The sequence below is a fragment of the Streptomyces sp. NPDC046712 genome, from assembly GCF_040645695.1.
In the GTDB taxonomy this organism is placed as follows: domain Bacteria; phylum Actinomycetota; class Actinomycetes; order Streptomycetales; family Streptomycetaceae; genus Streptomyces.
In genome coordinates this window covers 1-17679 of sequence record NZ_JBEYYW010000024.1, presented here as the reverse complement: position 1 = coordinate 17679, position 17679 = coordinate 1, and the positions used below count along the sequence as shown (strand labels likewise).

Below are 17679 nucleotides of genomic sequence, written 5' to 3'. Positions count from 1 at the left end.
TCGTGCACTGGGGGGTCACGTGACCTGTGTCACCGCCGGTTCACCTGGGTGTTCTCACCTCGACTCGGCGGAACGGCCCGCCGCGGCGGGCCCGACGCGCTCTGGACGGGATCACCGGGGTGGGCTAGCTTCCGGCGCCATGACGTCCATGGGGAAGACGAGACGAATGATGTCGGTGGGCCTGAGCGGGGCGGTGCTCGCCCTGGCCGTGGCGATTCCGGCGGTACCGGCGCAGGGCGCGTCGAACGGGGAGACCTCCGTGGGAACCTGGCAGCTCACCCGGACCGATACGGACGCCCGCTTCCGGGGGCTCGCGGCGGTCGACCGCACGACCGCCTGGGCCGCGGGCTCGAAGGGGACGGTGCTGCGGACCACGGACGGCGGCCGGAGCTGGCGGAACGTGTCTCCCCCCGGGGCGGCGGAGCTGGAACTGCGCGATGTGGAGGCCTTCGACGCCCGCCGCGCGGTGGTCCTCGCGATCGGCGAGGGAGAGGCGTCGCGGGTGCTGCGCACCGACGACGGCGGCGCGACCTGGACCGAGTCCTTCCGTAACACCGACCCGAGGGCGTTCTACGACTGCCTGACCTTCTTCGACCACCGGCACGGGCTGGCCATGAGCGATCCGGTGGACGGGAAGTACCGGATCCTCTCCACGCGGGACGGCGGCCGTACGTGGGAGGTGCTGCCGGACGCCGGGATGCCGGCGGCGCTGCCCGGCGAGGCCGCCTTCGCGGCGAGCGGCCAGTGCCTGGTCTCCTCCGGGCCCAAAGACGTCTGGCTGGCGACCGGCGGCGGGGCCACGGCACGCGTGCTGCACTCCGGCGACCGCGGCCTGAACTGGACCGTCGCCGAATCCACCATCCCGGCGGGCGACCCGGCGCGCGGAGTCTTCGGGCTCGCGTTCCGTGACCGTACGCACGGGATCGCGGTGGGCGGCGACTACCGCAAGGACCAGCCGTCCCCGCGGGCGGCCGCCGTCACCGGCGACGGCGGGCGCGGCTGGAGCGCCGCGTCGGTCCCGCCGCCGGCCTACCGCTCGGGTGTCGCCTGGCTCCCGCACAGCAGGTCGGCGGCGCTCGCCGTCGGCCCCACGGGCACGGACCTGACGACGGACGGCGGCCGCACCTGGCGGACGATCGACACCGGCTCGTACGACACGGTCGACTGCACGCGGGACGGCGCGTGCTGGGCCTCCGGCGAGAAGGGCAGGATCGCCCGGCTGGGCCAGAGCCGCTCCTAGCCGGGCAGCTGCTCCCGGTACGGGGCGAGGGCGTCGGCCGTCTTGGTCGCGTAGAACTCCGTGATCCGGTACGCGCAGACGCCTTCGACGCTGAAGGGGTCGGCCGCGGCGATCTTCTCGATCTCCACGCGGTCGACCCCGGCGGCGAGGATGACACCGCCGTCGCGCGGGTTCTTCCGACCGGAGGCGATGAACACGCCGGCGGCGTACTGCGCGTCGAGCCACTCGACGTGCGCCTCGAGCAACGTGTCGACCTGCTCGACGGGGGCGGTGTAGGTCAATTCCAGTACGAACATGATCGCCAGGCTACCCGGGGGCCGGGAAGCGGTGGGAAAACCTCTCGTCCTTCGGACGGAGGGCCGCCGTAGGCTGGCCGCACCATGACGATCATCGACATTCCCGCGGGCTGGCCCGCCGACGAGTCCGCCGCCCGTGCCGTGCAGGGGGAGCTGCGGGGACGCCTCGTGCTCGACGAGCCGGGCCCGTCGCCCGGCACGGGGCACGTCACGGGTCTGGACGTGGCGTACGACGACGAGCGCGATCTGGTCGCGGCGGCGGCCGTCGTGCTCGACGCCCGGACGCTCGAGGTGGTGGAGGAGGCCACGGCGGTCGGCCGGGTCTCGTTCCCCTACGTCCCGGGCCTCCTCGCCTTCCGTGAGATCCCGACGGTGCTCGCCGCCCTCGCCTCGCTGAAGGCCGACCCCGGTCTCCTCGTCTGCGACGGCTACGGCCTCGCCCACCCGCGCCGCTTCGGGCTCGCCAGTCACCTCGGCGTGCTGACCGGGCGCCCGTCGATCGGCGTGGCCAAGAACCCCTTCACCTTCGGCTACGACCAACCCGGCCCCGCCCGGGGCGACTTCAGCCCCCTCGTGGCCGCCGACGAGGAGGTCGGCCGCGCCCTGCGCACCCAGGCCGGAGTGAAGCCCGTGTTCGTCTCCGTGGGCCACCGCGTCTCCCTGGGCAACGCCTGCGCCCACACCCTCCTGCTCGCCCCGCGCTACCGCATCCCCGAGACCACCCGCCACGCCGACTCCCTCTGCCGCCGCGCCCTGAAGGAAGCGCGGGGAGCTGAGTAGGCGACTGAGGCGCCTGAGTACGAGTACGGATGGCGGAACGCGATCATGGGCGGCAGAGTGGGGGGCATGACAACCCCCGTTCCCGCCCCGCTCCGTCCTGTCGAACGCGGCATGATCGCGATCCTCGCCGTCGCCGGGCTCGCCGCCCTGGCCTGGGTCTGCGCCATGATCTACATCGTCGTCGGCTGGGTGATGGCGTGATCGGCACCCTGCAGTGCGTCGTGCTCGACTGCACGGACGTCATGGAACTGGCCTGCTTCTACCAGCAGTTGCTCGGTGGCGAGATCAACCGCCCCGACCCCCAGTGGGCCGTCGGCGACGGCTGGGCCACCCTCCACGACGCCGCGGGCGCGCCGGTGCTCGCCTTCCAGGGGGTCGCCGACCACCGGCCGCCGGTCTGGGGTGCGCCCGAGCAGCAGTTCCACCTGGACGTACGGGTCGCCGATCTGGAGGCGGCGCACCAGGCGGTCCTGGCGCTCGGGGCGTGGCAGCTCGACGAGGGGGACGGCGACCGGGGGTGGCGGATCTACGCGGACCCGGCCGGCCATCCCTTCTGCCTCGTACGGCACTGATTCCGGGCATCAGCCCTCGTGCCTCGTACGGCACTGACCCCGGGCGTCAGCCCTCGTACGCCACCCGGAAGCGGATGCCCGCCGCCCGCAGCCGGTCGACCAGCGCGTCGCCCATCGCCACCGCCGTCGTGACCTGCCCCGCGGTCTTCGGCAGATCGTCGAAAGCGAGGCACAGAGCCGATTCGGCGAGCATCTTCGCCGTCTCGTCGTAGCCCGGGTCGCCACCCGACACCTCGGTGAACACCCGCCGCCCGCCGCCCTCGCCGACGAACCGTACGGAGAACCAGCTCCGTGCGCGCCGCTCCGCGCTCGGCCCCTGGCCCGGTTCGTAACGCTCCATCAGCCAGCGCCGTACGGGCGCCAGTTGGGCCGCCAATACGCCCGTGCCGACCGCGGTGGCGCCGCCGAGTGCCATCGGCAGCGTCTTGACCGAGGCGTAGTGCCGGTAGCGGAAGTCCGGGCCGTAGGACTCGAGGGCCCTCGCCGACCGCGCCACCACCTGCGGATCGAGTGTTGGCAGCGGAAGTGCCCAGGTGCCGGTCTCCCGGCTGAACCGTGGCCCGCCCAGCGGTGCCCGCGCCCGTCGGCCGACCAACCGGGGTTCGTGCAGGCGCCGTTCGTGCGCCGCCGCCAGAATCTCCCGGCCGCGCCCCATCGCCGTCAGGGCCGACGCGAAGGTCCCGCCCGAGAAGACGGCCCCGGCGCGCACGAATCCGTCGATCCGCAGCGGCACGTCCTTCGGCAGCTGCTGGACGGTGAAGTAGACGCCCAGGTCGTGCGGTACGGAGTCGAAGCCGCACGCATGCACGATCCGGGCACCCGTCTCCCGGGCCCGCGCGTCGTGCCGGACGTACATCTGGTCGACGAACTCGGACTCGCCGGTCAGGTCCACGTAGTCCGTGCCGGCCTCCGCGCACGCCGCGACCAGGCCCTCGCCGTACCAGACGTAGGGTCCGACCGTGGTGGCCACCACCGTGGTCGACTCGGCCAGTTCGCGCAGCGCGTCAGCGTCCGCGGAGTCCGCGACCAGCAGCGGCAGCTCCGCGCACCGCGGCCACCGGACGGCGAGCCGCGCCCGCAGGGCCGACAGCTTGGCGCGGCTGCGCCCGGCGAGCGCCCACCGGCAGTCGGTCGGAGCATGCTCGGCCAGATACTCCGCGGTGAGCTCGCCCACGAACCCCGTCGCCCCGAACAGGACCACGTCATAGGGTCGCTCCACCGCGACCCGCCCCGTGCCGTTCCCGGTCTCCATCCAGCCCCTCGCCTTCGCCTGCGGCTTCCCCTGCGAGCGCGGAGCCTAGCGGTACCTCACGCGAGGTGTGTCAGCGGTAGTCGTCGGGGTGGTCCTGCATCCAGGTGTTGATCCGGTCCCTCGTGCCGAGCAGCAGGGTCTGGTGCTTCTTCAGGTTCGCGTAGGTGTGGTCGCCGCCCAGCGTGGTCCGCAGCTTCTCGATCCAGGCGATCGGCTCGGGGAAGTGGCCGGGACCCTTCGGGTCGGCCTTCATGGCGGCGTCGAGCCCCTGGAGCTCCTCGTGGACGCGCCCGAGGAAGTAGGCGCAGTCGGCGGCGCAGCTGTCGTTGAGCGTGGCCTGCAGTCCGGCGAAGGCGTCCCTGACCAGTTCGGGCGCGGGGGACGGGGTCGCGCTCTCCTCGACCGCACCGTTCCCCGGCTGCGCGCCACCGTCCGCACCGGCGGCGGCGAGCGGGGACGAGGTCGAGCTCGGTGCGGCCTGGGAACCGGTCCCCGGCCGCTCCTCCGTCGAGGAGCAGGAGATCAGCAGGGCGGCCGCGAGAGGGGCTGCGAGCAGGGCGGTCGTACCGCGTCTTGATATGCGCATGGCGGGACTCTATCGGTGCCGGTCCGGACGTTCCTGATGCGCCGGGTGAATTTCCAAGCGCTTGCTCGGCCTGGGGGCTTGTGCGGAGTGGAACACGTTCCTAGCATCACCGGTGTTACATCACTGGTGTCACACACGGTCCTGGGGGCTCGATGGCAGCGCGGACGAACGGTGGGAACGGCCCCCTCTCCGGGGTGCGTGTGGTCGAACTGGCGGGGATCGGGCCCGGCCCGTTCGCCGCCATGCTCCTGGCCGACCTCGGCGCCGACGTCGTGCGGATCGACCGGCCCGGCGGCTCGGGACTCGGTATCGACCCCGCGTACGACCTCACCAATCGCAACAAGCGCTCCGTCCTGGTCGACCTCAAGGCCGACGGCGGCCCGGCCACGGTCCTCGACCTGGTCGAACGCGCCGACATCCTCGTCGAGGGCTACCGGCCCGGTGTCGCCGAGCGCCTCGGCGTCGGCCCCGACGCCTGCCTCGCCCGCAACCCGAAGCTCGTCTACGGCCGGATGACCGGCTGGGGCCAGGACGGGCCGCTCGCCGCGAGCGCCGGACACGACATCGCGTACATCGCGATCACCGGCACCCTCGGCATGATCGGGCCCGAGCCTGACGGGCCGCCCACGGTCCCCGCCAACCTCGTCGGCGACTACGCGGGCGGCTCGCTCTACCTCGTCGTCGGCGTGCTCGCCGCGCTCCAGCACGCGCGCACGCACGGCGAGGGCCAGGTCGTCGACGCGGCCATCGTCGACGGCACGGCCCACCTCGCCACCATGATCCACGGCATGCTGGCGGCCGGCGGCTGGCAGGACCGCAGGGGCGTCAATCTGCTCGACGGCGGCTGCCCCTTCTACGGCACGTACGAGACCTCCGACGGCGGATACATGGCTGTCGGGGCCCTGGAGCAGCAGTTCTACGACGAGTTCACGCGCCTGCTCGGCATCGAGGACGTCGCCCCCGCCCGTAAGGACTTCGGGCGCTGGGACGAGCTGCGCGCCGCCGTCGCCGAGCGGTTCAGGGCACGCACCCGAGCGGAGTGGACGGCCGTCTTCGAGGGGACGGACGCCTGTGTGGCGCCGGTCCTTTCCCTGCGCGAGGCCCCCGCCCACCCCCATCTCGCAGCCCGGGGCACCTTCGTCGAGCACGCCGGCTTCACCCAGCCCGCACCCGCGCCCCGTTTCTCCGCCACCCCCGGCACCGTCCGCTCCGGACCCGCCCGGCCCGGCGCCGACACCGACGAGGTCGCCCGCGACTGGGCCGTCCCCTCCCTGAAAGGCCAGGAGCCCGAAGCATGAAGCGCCAGCTCTACACCGCCGACCACGAAGCCTTCCGCGAGACCGTCCGCACCTTCCTCGCCAAGGAGGTGCTGCCCCACTACGAGCAGTGGGAGAAGGACGGCATCGTCGCGCGCGAGGCCTGGCGGGCCGCCGGACGCCAGGGGCTGCTCGGCCTCGCCGTCGACGAGGAGTACGGAGGAGGCGGCAACGCCGACTTCCGCTACAGCGCCGTGCTCGCCGAGGAGTTCACCCGGGCCGGCGCACCGGGCATCGCCCTCGGCCTGCACAACGACATCATCGGCCCGTACCTCACCTCGCTGGCCACCGAGGAACAGAAGCGCCGCTGGCTGCCCGGCTTCTGCACGGGCGAGCTGATCACCGCCATCGCGATGACCGAGCCGGGCGCCGGCTCCGACCTCCAGGGCATCCGCACCAGCGCGGAGGACCACGGCGACCACTGGGTGCTCAACGGCTCCAAGACGTTCATCTCCAACGGCATCCTGGCCGACCTGGTGATCGTCGTCGCGAGGACGACCCCCGAGGGCGGTGCCCACGGTCTCTCGCTGCTGGTCGTCGAGCGCGGCATGGAGGGCTTCGAGCGCGGCCGGAACCTCGACAAGATCGGGCAGAAGTCGCAGGACACCGCGGAGCTCTTCTTCAACGACGTCCGCGTCCCCAAGGAGAACCTCCTCGGCGAGCTCAACGGCGCCTTCGTCCACCTCATGACCAATCTCGCCCAGGAGCGGATGGCCATCGCCGTCGCCGGCATAGCCGCAGCCGAAAACCTCCTGGAGATCACCACCACGTACGTGAAGGAACGCGAGGCGTTCGGGCGCCCGCTGGCCAAGCTCCAGCACATCCGCTTCGAGATCGCCGAGATGGCGACCGAGTGCGCCGTCACCCGTACGTTCCTCGACCGCTGCATCGTCGATCACTCGAACGGGGAGCTCGACGCCGTCCACGCCTCGATGGCCAAGTGGTGGGCCACCGAGCTGCAGAAGCGGGTCGCCGACCGCTGCCTGCAACTGCACGGGGGATACGGCTACATGAGCGAATTCCCGGTCGCCAGGGCCTTCACCGACGGCCGCATCCAGACCATCTACGGCGGGACGACCGAGATCATGAAGGAGATCATCGGCCGTTCCCTGCTCGGCTGACCTCCCCGTTGCCCACCCTCATGAATCTTCCGAAAGGCTTCTCGTGAGCACCGAAGCGTACGTGTACGACGCGATCCGCACCCCGCGCGGCCGCGGCAAGGCCAACGGCTCCCTGCACGGCACCAAGCCCATCGACCTCGTCGTCGGTCTCATCCACGAGATCCGCGCCCGGTTCCCCGGGCTCGACCCGGCCGCGATCGACGACATCGTCCTCGGCGTCGTCGGCCCGGTCGGCGACCAGGGCTCCGACATCGCCCGGGTCGCCGCCATCGCCGCCGGACTGCCCGACACCGTCGCCGGCGTCCAGGAGAACCGCTTCTGTGCCTCCGGCCTCGAAGCCGTCAACATGGCCGCGATGAAGGTCCGTTCGGGCTGGGAGGACCTCGTCCTCGCCGGCGGCGTCGAGTCCATGTCGCGGGTGCCGATGGCCTCCGACGGCGGCGCCTGGTTCGCCGACCCGATGACCAACTACGAGACCGGCTTCGTCCCCCAGGGCATCGGCGCCGACCTCATCGCCACCATCGAGGGCTTCTCCCGTCGCGACGTCGACGAGTACGCGGCGCTGTCGCAGGAGCGTGCCGCGGAGGCGTGGAAGGACGGCCGCTTCGACCGCTCCGTCGTCCCGGTGAAGGACCGCAACGGCCTGGTCGTCCTCGACCACGACGAGCACATGCGCCCGGGCACCACCGCCGACTCGCTCGCCGCCCTCAAGCCCTCCTTCGCGGCCATCGGCGACATGGGCGGCTTCGACGCGGTCGCGCTGCAGAAGTACCACTGGGTGGAGAAGATCGACCACGTCCACCACGCCGGCAACTCCTCCGGCATCGTCGACGGCGCCTCGCTGGTCGCCATCGGCTCCAAGGAGGTCGGCGAGCGGTACGGGCTGACGCCGCGCGCCCGCATCGTGGCCGCCGCCGTCTCCGGCTCCGAGCCGACCATCATGCTCACCGGCCCCGCGCCCGCGACCCGCAAGGCGCTCGCCAAGGCCGGACTGACCATGGACGACATCGACCTCGTCGAGATCAACGAGGCGTTCGCCGGCGTCGTACTCCGCTTCGTCAAGGACATGGGCATCAGCCTGGACAAGGTCAACGTCAACGGCGGCGCGATCGCGCTCGGCCACCCGCTCGGCGCGACCGGCGCGATGATCCTCGGCACCCTCGTCGACGAGCTGGAGCGCCAGGACAAGCGGTACGGCCTGGCCACGCTGTGCGTCGGCGGCGGCATGGGCATCGCCACGATCGTCGAGCGCGTCTGACCGTCCGTCCCACCAGCCTTACGGAGAAGCAGCAATGAGCCAGAGCACCACCATCCGCTGGGAGCAGGACGAGACCGGCGTCGTCACCCTCGTCCTCGACGACCCCAACCAGTCCGCGAACACCATGAACCAGGCGTTCAAGGACTCCATCGCGGCGATCGCCGACCGCGCCGAGGCCGAGAAGGACTCCATCCGCGGCATCATCTACACCTCCGCGAAGAAGACCTTCTTCGCGGGCGGCGACCTCAAGGACATGATCCGGCTGCGGCCGGAGGACGCGCAGATCGCCTTCGACACCGGCACGGAGATCAAGAACTCGCTGCGCCGGATCGAGACGCTCGGCAAGCCGGTCGTCGCCGCCATCAACGGAGCGGCGCTCGGCGGCGGTTACGAGATCGCCCTCGCCTCCCACCACCGCGTCGCGCTCGACGCGCCCGGCTCCAAGATCGGCCTGCCCGAGGTCACCCTCGGTCTCCTCCCCGCGGGCGGCGGTGTCACCCGTACCGTACGGCTCATGGGCATCGCCGACGCGCTGCTCAAGGTCCTGCTCCAGGGCACCCAGTACTCCCCGCAGCGGGCGCTGGAGAACGGCCTGATCCACGAGGTGGCCGCCACGCCCGAGGAGATGCTCGCCAAGGCGCGCGCCTTCATCGACGCGAACCCCGAGTCGCAGCAGCCCTGGGACGTCAAGGGATACAAGATCCCCGGCGGGACCCCCTCGAACCCGCGGTTCGCCGCCAACCTGCCGGCCTTCCCGGCCAACCTGAAGAAGCAGCTGAACGGCGCGCCCTACCCGGCCCCGCGCAACATCCTCGCGTGCGCCGTCGAGGGCTCCCAGGTCGACTTCGCGACCGCGCTGACCATCGAGGCCCGCTACTTCACCGAGCTGGTCACCGGCCAGACGGCGAAGAACATGATCCAGGCGTTCTTCTTCGACCTGCAGGCCGTCAACTCCGGTGCCAACCGCCCCCAGGGCATCGAGCCGCGCCCCGTCCGCAAGGTCGCCGTCCTCGGCGCGGGCATGATGGGCGCCGGCATCGCGTACTCCTGCGCCCGCGCCGGCATCGAGGTCGTCCTCAAGGACGTCTCGGCCGAGGCGGCGCAGCGCGGCAAGGAGTACTCCGAGAAGCTGCTCGCCAAGGCGCTCTCGCGGGGCCGTACGACCGAGGCGAAGCGCGACGAGCTGCTCGCCCGGATCACCCCGACCGGGGACCCGGCCGACCTGGCCGGCTGCGACGCCGTGATCGAGGCCGTCTTCGAGGACACCGCGCTCAAGCACAAGGTCTTCGAGGAGATCCAGGACATCGTCGAGCCGGACGCGCTGCTCTGCTCCAACACCTCGACGCTGCCGATCACCGTGCTCGCCGAAGGAGTCACCCGCCCGGAGGACTTCATCGGCCTGCACTTCTTCTCGCCGGTCGACAAGATGCCGCTGGTCGAGATCATCAAGGGCGAGCAGACCGGCGACGAGGCCCTGGCCCGCGCCTTCGACCTGGTGCGGCAGATCAACAAGACCCCGATCGTCGTCAACGACTCGCGCGGCTTCTTCACCTCCCGCGTGATCGGGCAGTTCATCAACGAGGGCGTCGCGATGGTCGGCGAGGGGGCCGACCCGGTCTCGGTCGAGCAGGCCGCGGCCCAGGCCGGCTACCCGGCGAAGGTCCTCTCCCTGATGGACGAGCTGACCCTCACCCTGCCCCGCAAGATCCGCAACGAGACCCGCCGCGCGATCGAGGAGACCGGCGGGACATGGGCCGGGCACCCCTCGGACGCGGTGATCGACCGGATGGTCGACGAGTTCGGGCGTACCGGACGCAGCGGCGGAGCGGGCTTCTACGAGTACGGCGAGGACGGCAAGCGGGCCGGTCTGTGGCCGGGGCTGCGCGAGCACTTCACCCGTTCCGACGTGACGATCCCGTTCGAGGACATGAAGGAGCGGATGCTCTTCTCCGAGGCGCTGGACTCGGTCCGCTGCCTGGAGGAGAACGTCCTCACTTCGGTCGCCGACGCCAACATCGGCTCCATCATGGGCATCGGCTTCCCCGCGTGGACCGGCGGTGTGCTCCAGTACATCAACGGGTACGAGGGCGGACTGCCCGGCTTCGTGGCCCGCGCGCGTGAGCTGGCCGAGAAGTACGGCGACCGCTTCCAGCCGCCCGCGCTCCTGGTGGAGAAGGCCGAGCGGGGCGAGGTCTTCACGGACGCGTGACGCCTCCGATCCGCTGAACGGCCCCGTCGCGCCACCCTTCGATCCTCCGATCGAGCGGTGCGGCGGGGCCGTCACGTGTGGGGCCGGGCGGTGCGCGGGGGAGCCCCCTACGCTCGCAGACGATCAAGGAGGTCGGATGCGGGAGAAGACCGGTCGCTGGATCCGGGGCGTTGTGCTCGCTGTGCTGAGCGCGTGCAGCGTCGCCCTGATCGCCGGGTGCGACCCCGACAAGGACGAGCCGGCGGACCCGACGCCATCGGTCGTGAACGAGGAGACGTCGGAGGAGACGCCGGAGGATCCGGGCGAGGACCAGGACACGCAGCCCACGGGGGACGGGGACGAGGACATCAATCCTCCGCCGCCCCCGCCGACGGCGACCGGCAAACGCGAGGGAACTCCGACCTTCGCGCCTCCGCCCACCGCGACCGTTGCGCCTGAAACATCGGGACCGCCGGAGGAACAGCCCAATCCTGACGGCACGTGAGCAATCTCTTGCCGGACGATTCGCCTCACGAGCGGGAGGCGACGCAGCCGGTCCGTGGGGCTGAGCTGAGCAGCCCCACCGCGCTTCTCAGGATCGTGATCGCGCAGGGTACGTTCATCGCCGCCCTCATGTTCTATCTGGGAGCGATGTACACGAGCACGTTCTTCGCGTACTTCCACGTTTCCCACAACGCGCTCGACCTGGGCTTCGGCGAGCAGGTGACCCAGAGCCTGAACCTGCTGAGGGTGGAGATCCTGGTCGCCGCCGGGGTGATGGTGCTGATTGTCGCCGGGCCCTGGATTCACGCCAGGGCCCGGCCGCACCCCTCCAGAGCCGAGGTCATGGCGGGCCGTCTGTACGTCCCGGTCGTGGTGGTCGGCGTCGTCCTGCTCGTCCTGTGGGTCGAGATTCAGCCGTACGGCTGGGCCGCGTCCCTCGTCATCGCCGCCGGGCTGCTCCTGGGCCAGTTGCGGGACGCCGAGGGCCGACGGCCGGAGGGATTCCGGCGCAGGGCGCTGCCGATCTTCGCGGCAGGAGTCTTCCTCTTCTGGACGCTGACTCAGGTCACGCAGCAGACGGCCCACCGGGATGCCGAGGCTCACGCCCGCCGCGTCACCGAATGGACCGGAGTGATGATTCTCAGCAGTCGCCCGCTCGCGTTCCCGACGCTCCCGAAGGGCACGGTCAAGAAGGAGGTCCTGCCGAAAAGCGTGCTCCACCGCTACCGCTATACCGGGCTGCGCCTGCTCCTGGAGCGCGACGGGCGGTATTACGTCGTCCCCCTCGGCTGGAACGTGGACCGCGACGCGATGTACATCATCCAGGAGAGCGACGGTGTGTGGATCGGCCTGACCCCGGGCACCCAGCCGCAGTTGCTCGGCTAATCGGTCCCTGCCACCGTTTCCGTGCCGAACGCCGCCCGCAGCTCCTCCCGCAAGGACCGCTGGAACGCGGTCACCAGGGCCTGGATCACCATCGGCTGCATGTGCGCGGAGAGCGACTTCATCGCGGCGAGGTGGTCCGGGTCCTCGGCGCTCTCCCGGTACGGGTTCCACACCTCGTCCCGGAAGAGCCGGGACAGCTCCTGGGCCGCGGCGCGGGCGTGTTCGAGGAGGACGGTGCGGGAGGCGAGGATCGTCTCGTGTGCGATGGGCACGTCGAGGAGTTCGACCCCGAGACGCAGCAGGGTGGAGTCGAGCCGGAAGACGTCCGGGTCGGCGCCCTTGTCGAGGACGCCCATCGCGGCGAGCCGGTCGACGTCCGTGTCGGCGAGGGCCCGGCCGGCGCGCCGTTCCAGCTCGCGCCGGGTGATCTCCTCGGCCGACTCGGGCGCCCACGAGGCCACCAGGGCACGGTGGACGGCGAGATCGCGCGCACTGAGATCGGGCGGCAGCTGGTGCAGATACCGCTCGATGGCGGCGAGCGTCATGCCCTGCCGCTGGAGCTCCTCGATGAGTGCCAGCCGGGAGAGATGATCGGGTCTGTAGTGCCCGACCCGCCGCGGCCCGATGGCCGGCGGCGGCAACAGGCCCTTGGTGCTGTAGAACCGGACGGTCCGCACGGTCACGCCCGCCCGCGCGGCAAGCTCGTCGACGGTGAACGTCGGCGGCTGCTCCTCGGCCTCGGTGCCCATCTGAGGTGCCTCGCTTCCGGTGCCGTGCCGTTCCCCATTGGTGCAACAGTATTGCTGTCTCACCACCGTTGTAAAAGGTAGGCGCGTTGTCAGTGGCGCCTCGTACGGTGGGGGCATGTCGGGGATCACGTACGTACGGGGGGACGCCACCGCGCCGCAGGGCAAGGGTGTCAAGATCATCGCTCATGTCTGCAACGACCTGGGCGGCTGGGGCAAGGGATTCGTCCTGGCGATATCGCGCCGCTGGCCCGAGCCGGAGGCGGCCTTCCGGCGCTGGCACCGGGAGCGCGCGCGGAACGACTTCGCGCTCGGGGCCGCCCAGTTCGTGCAGGTCGGGCCGTATGTCTGGGTGGCCAACATGGTGGGCCAGCGCGGCATACGGACCGGCCGGAGCACGGGTGTGCCCGTGCGCTACGAGGCGATCGACGCGGCGCTCGGGCTGCTCGCGGACAAGGCGGAGGAGCTGGGGGCGTCCGTGCACATGCCGCGGATCGGCTGCGGGCTGGCCGGCGGGAAGTGGTCGAAGGTCGAGCCGCTGATCACCGAGCGGCTGACGGCCCGGGGGATATCGGTCACGGTGTACGACTTCGAGGCGTAACAGGCCGTAAGGGATACCGGCCCACCCGCGCGTCGGATGGCGTGTACCTGCCGCTAGAGTCACGTGCTTGTTCGAATTCGGGGATCGGTGACTGGGGAGGGTCATGTACACGGAACTCAGGGAGACGGCCACGGAGTTGGCCGCGGTCCTGTGGCGGGAACACACCGTGTACCGGGAGCGGGGCGGTGGGGTCGTGATCCGCGGCGAGCACGTGGGGCGCTGGATCAGCCTGGCCCCGACCGGGGGGAAGGACCAGGCGCGCCTCCGGGCCGGACGCCTGCTCGACGGCGGCACCACGGCACCGGCCCGCTCGGAGGTTGTCGTCGACCTCTCCGTCGGGACGGGCGAGCTGGCCGCGGTCTGCCGGCGCCTGCTCGCGGATGTCGCCGCCGCCGACACGGAGCCGCCCCGCGCCCGCACCGAGCGCCCCAAGCGCGCGGAGCGCCCGGCCAAGCCCGCCCGCCCCCGCAAGAGCCGCCACACGAGCCTCGGCTCCTGGGTGGTGCTTCTCTGCGTGGCGGGGGTCGTGGGCCTCTGGGTCTACACCCAGTTCGGCATGTACGGGTACTAGGGCCTGTCCGGCGCCGGCACGAACCGGCCGCCGTACATGGGCAGCGGCGCCTCGGCGCAGAGCATCAGCTCCGGTACGACGACCAGCTGGACGTGCGGGAAGGTCGCGCGCACCGCCCGGACCTGGTCGGCGAAGCGTTCCCAGGTGGCGGCGAGGTCGTGCGGGACGGGCGTGGTCTGGACCGCGGCGATGGCGAGGGTGCGCATGGGGCTCAGTTCTCCGTGACGGACAGGGTGGCGACGGACGTGCGGCCGTCGTGGAAGAAGCGGCGGAAGCGAGGGCGGACCAGGAGCATCACGACCGCTCCGAGGACGATCGAGCCGACGCCGAGCAGGAAGACCCCGCCGACGCCGCCCAGGGAGGTGGAGCCGTAGCCCGGGTCGACCATGTCGTACGCGCTGCGGACGAAGGCGGCCAGCATGATCAGCCCGCCGGTCGCCGGCAGTACGCCCTTGACGAGCAGATCGCGCGGAGAGTTCCGCAGCTCCCCGCGGAAGATCCAGGCGCAGGCGAGGCCGGTGACGCCGTAGTAGAACGCGATGAGCAGGCCGATCGACAGGATGGCGTCTCCCAGGAAGTCGGCCGAGACGAGGGTGAGCAGCACGAGCACGGCGGCGGCCGCGGTGCCGATGAAGACCGTCCCGAAGGCGGGCGTGCGGAAGCGGGGATGGGTGCGCGCGAAGGCGGCCGGCAGGGCGCCGTGCGTGCTCATCGACAGCGTGCTGCGCGGCGCCGAGCCCGCACAGGTCAGCAGGGCCCCCACGGCCGAGACGGCGATGGCGAGCGTGACCAGCCTGCCCAGGGCGTCGCCGAGGACCGGCGGGGCGAGATGGGTGAGGACGTCGGCCGCGGTCTCCTCGTTGCCGAGCCCGAGGCCCGAGCCGCCGGTTCCCGCGTAGGAGATCGCGGCGAAGGCGGTGAAGAGATAGGTGACCAGCAGGATCAGGGTCGAGGCCACGGCGGCCCTGCCGGGCGTGCGGTCGCTGTCGACCGTCTCCTCGTTGAAGGTGATCAGGGCGTCCCAGCCCCAGTAGATGAAGAGGCAGAGCAGCACCGCTTCGGCGAAGGGCCCGAAGCCGTCGAAGGCGAAGGGGTTGATCCAGCCGAGGGACGGGGTCGACGCACCGTCCCGGGCGAAGGCCGCGACGCCGAAGGCGAGCAGCGCGACGAGCTGGATGCCCAGCATCGCGTACTGGACGTGGGCGGCGAGCTGGATGCCCCGGTAGGCGACGGTGGCGACCAGGGCGAGCAGGAGGACGGCGACGCCGGTGACGGCGAGGCTGCTGTCGGCCGCCGCGTCGAGGCCCAGGAGCACGAGCAGCGCGGACGCGCCGACCTGGGCCAGTGCCGTCATCGCGATGACGGTCGCGACGAGGACCGTCCAGCCGCCGGCGAGCCAGCCGGCGGCGGGACCGAAGGCACGGGTGTTCCAGACGAACGTGGTGCCGCAGTCCGGCATCCGCCGGTTCAGCTCCCGGAAGGCGAAGGCCGTCAGGAGGATCGGTACGAAACCGAGGATCAGAGCGGCCGGTGCGAGGTCGCCGACCGTGAGGGTCACCAGACCCAGGGTGACGGCGATGCTGTACGCGGGGGCGACGGAGGCGAGTCCGAGCGCGACCGTGGCGAGCAGGCCGACGGAGTCGCTCCGCAGGCCCTTCTCGGTCAGTGGGGGTGGTCCCGCGTTCTCGGTGGTCATGACGGCCTCCCAGTGAGGAGCGTACGGTCGCCGCCTGACTCCGCGCGGATGATCGCCGCCAATTTCGTGGCGATGGAGGACGGCTACCAGATGGACGTCCTGACCGGCTGGCGCTCGCCGCAGGAGGTCGTGGCCGCCCTCCACTCGTACGGCCGCGCCGCGACCGGCTGGTCGGCGGACGGCTGACCGAGGCCCCTGGTGGTCCCAGCTGACCCGGGCCCCTGGAAGCAGCTGACCCGGGCCCCTGGAAACAGGCGAGGGCCCGCCGTGCCGTGGAGGCGTGGCGGGCCCGGCCCGATCGGTTCAGGGAGCTCCGTACGCTCAGTACGCGGTCACCGGGTAGTGGTCGGAGAGGTTGGTGTACGTGTACTGCGTGCCCCAGCTCGAGACCGTCCAGGGCGCGCTCTGCTCCAGGACCACGTTGTTCGTCCAGCCCGCCGGGCGGGCGTTGCCGGAGCGGTACAGGACGTAGTCGAGGTCCTCGCGCGGGTCGTCCGGGTAGCGCTCGGAGGCGATCGAGTTCTGCTCGGTGTCGAAGGAGTACGGGTGGCCGGTCCGGGCGTCCGCGCCGGCGAGGCCCGCGTCGCTCAGCATGGTGGAGTACTCGGGCGTGCGGGAGTCCACGTTGAAGTCGCCGGCCACGACGACCTGCTCGTTCGCCGGTATGTTCTTGGCGTCGAGGAAGGCGTCCATCGCCTTGAACTGGCGGCTGCGCATCTGCGCCGCCTCGCCCGCCGAGCAGCCCGGGTCGGTGGACTGGGCGTGCGTGCCGACGACGTGGACCTTGCTGCCGTTCACGTTCAGGACGGCGTAGACGAAGCCCTTGTTCGAGTACCAGTCCGCGCCGCACGCGTCCTTGTAGACGTACTGCTCCTTGCGGACGATCGGCCACTTGCTGAGGACCGTCACGCCGCCGTCCTCGGGGGTCGTGGCGGAGTAGGCGCCGCTCGTGGCGTCCCAGCCGGTCTTGCTCCGGCCCATGACCGGGGTCTGGTACGGGTACTGGGCGGCCGAGTTCGCCTTGAGGGCATCGGAGGAGGAGTTGTCGAAGGCCTCCTGGATCACGACGACGTCGTGCCCCTGGTAGAAGCCGGCGGCGGGGATCGCCTTGGCCCGGTGGTCCTGGCCCCAGTTCGGGTAGAGGGTCTTGCTGAAGAGGAAGGCGTTGTAGCTGAGCACCTTCAGACGCGGAGCGTCGGTCTCGGCGGCCGAAGCCGAGGGGGCTGCCGTGGCCAGGGTCGCGGCGGCGAGCGCCAGCGACAGGGCGGCGCCGGAGGCACGACGGCGGTGTGCGGCGAGCGGCACAGGAACTCCCATGTGTAGGTGGGGGGTTGGACCAGCGCCGCACATCAAAGCAGCCGTAGTTACCTTTCGGTAGCCATTGGGTGCCGGGAATCTTGCGCGGTCGGCACGAACATGCCAACTCTCGTCGAGCACCCGCGGAAATCGTCGCTTTCCCGGGCAGGTATCATGCGCGCATGACCCTCGCGCAGAATTCGACGATCTTCGACATGGACCTCGGTCCGCTGAACCCCGTCACGGCTGAGCTCATCCTCGGCGTGGTGCTGTTCGCCCTCACCTTCCTCATCCTGGCGAAGGGCATCCTGCCGAAGATCAACCGCACCCTCGTCGAGCGCGATGACGCCATCGCCGGCGGCACCGAGCGCGCCGACGACCTGCGCGCCGAGGCCACCCAGATCCGTGAGCAGTACGAGGCCGAGCTCGCCGAGGCCCGCCACGACGCCGCCCGTATCCGCTCCAAGGCCACCGAGGACGGCACAGCCGCCATCGCCGCCGCCCGCGCGGAGGGCATCGCCGAGCGCGACGCGATCCTGGCCGCCGGTGCCGCGCGTATCGCCGAAGAGCGTGCCGCCGCCGAGCGCGAGCTCGCCGCCGACGTCGACGCCTGGGCCCGCGCCCTGGCCGGCCGCATCGTCGGCGAGCCGGTCGGCGCCGACCGCTCCTGACACCCAACGCACCACCAGGTGGGGGGGGGGGGGCAGGGGGGGGGGCGCGGTGCGCCGGAGACCCCCGCCCGGCCCCTGGGGGCCGCGCGCAGGCCGGGGC

At 71.5% G+C, this 17679-nt stretch carries 21 protein-coding genes; 14 read left to right on the top strand and 7 right to left on the bottom strand.

Annotation, left to right across the window (positions count from 1 at the left end):
- Positions 1 to 139: 139 nt before the first annotated feature.
- A complete protein-coding gene (locus ABZ939_RS27125; protein WP_361860366.1) occupies positions 140 to 1240 on the top strand; it encodes an oxidoreductase in 1101 nt (366 codons plus the stop codon).
- On the opposite strand, the gene ABZ939_RS27120 is transcribed toward ABZ939_RS27125, so the two are convergent.
- Positions 1237 to 1536 carry a YciI family protein gene (locus ABZ939_RS27120; protein ID WP_361860363.1) on the bottom strand — a complete coding sequence of 100 codons (300 nt, stop codon included), beginning with the start codon at positions 1534 to 1536 and terminating at the stop codon, positions 1237 to 1239. The genes ABZ939_RS27125 and ABZ939_RS27120 overlap by 4 nt on opposite strands.
- Positions 1537 to 1620: 84 nt before the next feature.
- Between ABZ939_RS27120 and ABZ939_RS27115 the strand changes: the two genes are divergently transcribed.
- The 3 genes from ABZ939_RS27115 (at position 1621) to ABZ939_RS27105 (ending at position 2888) form a co-directional block, all read left to right on the top strand.
- Positions 1621 to 2316, top strand: a complete 696-nt coding sequence (locus ABZ939_RS27115) for an endonuclease V (protein ID WP_361860360.1) — start codon at positions 1621 to 1623, stop codon at positions 2314 to 2316.
- A 66-nt stretch (positions 2317 to 2382) separates the two neighbouring features.
- Positions 2383 to 2517 carry a hypothetical protein gene (locus ABZ939_RS27110; protein ID WP_361860357.1) on the top strand — a complete coding sequence of 45 codons (135 nt, stop codon included), beginning with the start codon at positions 2383 to 2385 and terminating at the stop codon, positions 2515 to 2517.
- On the top strand, positions 2514 to 2888 hold the full coding sequence (locus tag ABZ939_RS27105; protein ID WP_361860354.1) for a VOC family protein: 375 nt from the start codon (positions 2514 to 2516) through the stop codon (positions 2886 to 2888). Before ABZ939_RS27110 ends, ABZ939_RS27105 begins: the two co-directional genes overlap by 4 nt.
- 46 nt (positions 2889 to 2934) lie before the next feature.
- Here the strand turns inward: ABZ939_RS27105 and ABZ939_RS27100 are convergent, their stop codons facing one another.
- Positions 2935 to 4140, bottom strand: coding sequence for a saccharopine dehydrogenase NADP-binding domain-containing protein (locus ABZ939_RS27100; protein WP_361860351.1), 1206 nt, complete (start codon positions 4138 to 4140; stop codon positions 2935 to 2937).
- A gap of 70 nt (positions 4141 to 4210) precedes the next feature.
- Entirely contained in the window at positions 4211 to 4726 is a 516-nt protein-coding gene (locus tag ABZ939_RS27095) for a hypothetical protein (RefSeq protein ID WP_361860348.1), read from the bottom strand.
- Between the two features lie 152 nt (positions 4727 to 4878).
- On the opposite strand from ABZ939_RS27095, the gene ABZ939_RS27090 reads away from it, so the two are divergent.
- From ABZ939_RS27090 to ABZ939_RS27065, 6 genes are all read left to right on the top strand, one after another.
- Positions 4879 to 6024 carry a CaiB/BaiF CoA-transferase family protein gene (locus ABZ939_RS27090; RefSeq protein WP_361860345.1) on the top strand — a complete coding sequence of 382 codons (1146 nt, stop codon included), beginning with the start codon at positions 4879 to 4881 and terminating at the stop codon, positions 6022 to 6024.
- Positions 6021 to 7163 carry an acyl-CoA dehydrogenase family protein gene (locus ABZ939_RS27085; protein ID WP_361860342.1) on the top strand — a complete coding sequence of 381 codons (1143 nt, stop codon included), beginning with the start codon at positions 6021 to 6023 and terminating at the stop codon, positions 7161 to 7163. The genes ABZ939_RS27090 and ABZ939_RS27085 overlap by 4 nt, the downstream gene beginning before the upstream one ends.
- 43 nt (positions 7164 to 7206) lie before the next feature.
- Positions 7207 to 8421, top strand: a complete 1215-nt coding sequence (locus tag ABZ939_RS27080) for an acetyl-CoA C-acetyltransferase (RefSeq protein ID WP_361860339.1) — start codon at positions 7207 to 7209, stop codon at positions 8419 to 8421.
- A gap of 34 nt (positions 8422 to 8455) precedes the next feature.
- Entirely contained in the window at positions 8456 to 10630 is a 2175-nt protein-coding gene (locus tag ABZ939_RS27075) for a 3-hydroxyacyl-CoA dehydrogenase NAD-binding domain-containing protein (protein WP_361860337.1), read from the top strand.
- 136 nt (positions 10631 to 10766) lie between these two features.
- Positions 10767 to 11114: a hypothetical protein gene (locus ABZ939_RS27070; RefSeq protein WP_361860334.1), complete on the top strand. Its 348-nt coding sequence runs from the start codon at positions 10767 to 10769 to the stop codon at positions 11112 to 11114.
- Positions 11111 to 11998, top strand: a complete 888-nt coding sequence (locus ABZ939_RS27065) for a hypothetical protein (protein WP_361860331.1) — start codon at positions 11111 to 11113, stop codon at positions 11996 to 11998. Before ABZ939_RS27070 ends, ABZ939_RS27065 begins: the two co-directional genes overlap by 4 nt.
- Here ABZ939_RS27065 and ABZ939_RS27060 read toward each other — a convergent pair.
- Positions 11995 to 12747 (bottom strand): MerR family transcriptional regulator, encoded by a 753-nt coding sequence (locus tag ABZ939_RS27060; protein WP_361860328.1) that lies wholly within the window; start codon positions 12745 to 12747, stop codon positions 11995 to 11997. The genes ABZ939_RS27065 and ABZ939_RS27060 overlap by 4 nt on opposite strands.
- Before the next feature lie 115 nt (positions 12748 to 12862).
- Between ABZ939_RS27060 and ABZ939_RS27055 the strand changes: the two genes are divergently transcribed.
- The gene (locus ABZ939_RS27055) at positions 12863 to 13345 is read left to right on the top strand and encodes a macro domain-containing protein (protein ID WP_361860325.1); all 483 of its coding nucleotides are present in this window, start codon (positions 12863 to 12865) and stop codon (positions 13343 to 13345) included.
- 103 nt (positions 13346 to 13448) lie between these two features.
- Positions 13449 to 13916, top strand: a complete 468-nt coding sequence (locus ABZ939_RS27050; protein ID WP_361860322.1) for a hypothetical protein — start codon at positions 13449 to 13451, stop codon at positions 13914 to 13916.
- Here the strand turns inward: ABZ939_RS27050 and ABZ939_RS27045 are convergent.
- Both ABZ939_RS27045 and ABZ939_RS27040 read right to left on the bottom strand, forming a co-directional pair.
- The gene (locus ABZ939_RS27045; RefSeq protein WP_361860319.1) at positions 13913 to 14122 is read right to left on the bottom strand and encodes a hypothetical protein; all 210 of its coding nucleotides are present in this window, start codon (positions 14120 to 14122) and stop codon (positions 13913 to 13915) included. The two genes, ABZ939_RS27050 and ABZ939_RS27045, sit on opposite strands and share 4 nt — an antisense overlap.
- Before the next feature lie 5 nt (positions 14123 to 14127).
- Positions 14128 to 15612, bottom strand: a complete 1485-nt coding sequence (locus ABZ939_RS27040; RefSeq protein ID WP_361860316.1) for an APC family permease — start codon at positions 15610 to 15612, stop codon at positions 14128 to 14130.
- 48 nt (positions 15613 to 15660) lie between these two features.
- On the opposite strand from ABZ939_RS27040, the gene ABZ939_RS27035 reads away from it, so the two are divergent.
- On the top strand, positions 15661 to 15798 hold the full coding sequence (locus ABZ939_RS27035; protein WP_361860314.1) for a hypothetical protein: 138 nt from the start codon (positions 15661 to 15663) through the stop codon (positions 15796 to 15798).
- Between the two features lie 135 nt (positions 15799 to 15933).
- On the opposite strand, the gene sph is transcribed toward ABZ939_RS27035, so the two are convergent.
- The gene (gene sph / locus ABZ939_RS27030) at positions 15934 to 16929 is read right to left on the bottom strand and encodes a sphingomyelin phosphodiesterase (protein WP_361860311.1); all 996 of its coding nucleotides are present in this window, start codon (positions 16927 to 16929) and stop codon (positions 15934 to 15936) included.
- Positions 16930 to 17090: 161 nt separating this feature from the next.
- Between sph and ABZ939_RS27025 the strand changes: the two genes are divergently transcribed.
- Positions 17091 to 17579, top strand: coding sequence for a hypothetical protein (locus tag ABZ939_RS27025; RefSeq protein WP_361860308.1), 489 nt, complete (start codon positions 17091 to 17093; stop codon positions 17577 to 17579).
- The last annotated feature ends 100 nt before the right edge of the window (positions 17580 to 17679 follow it).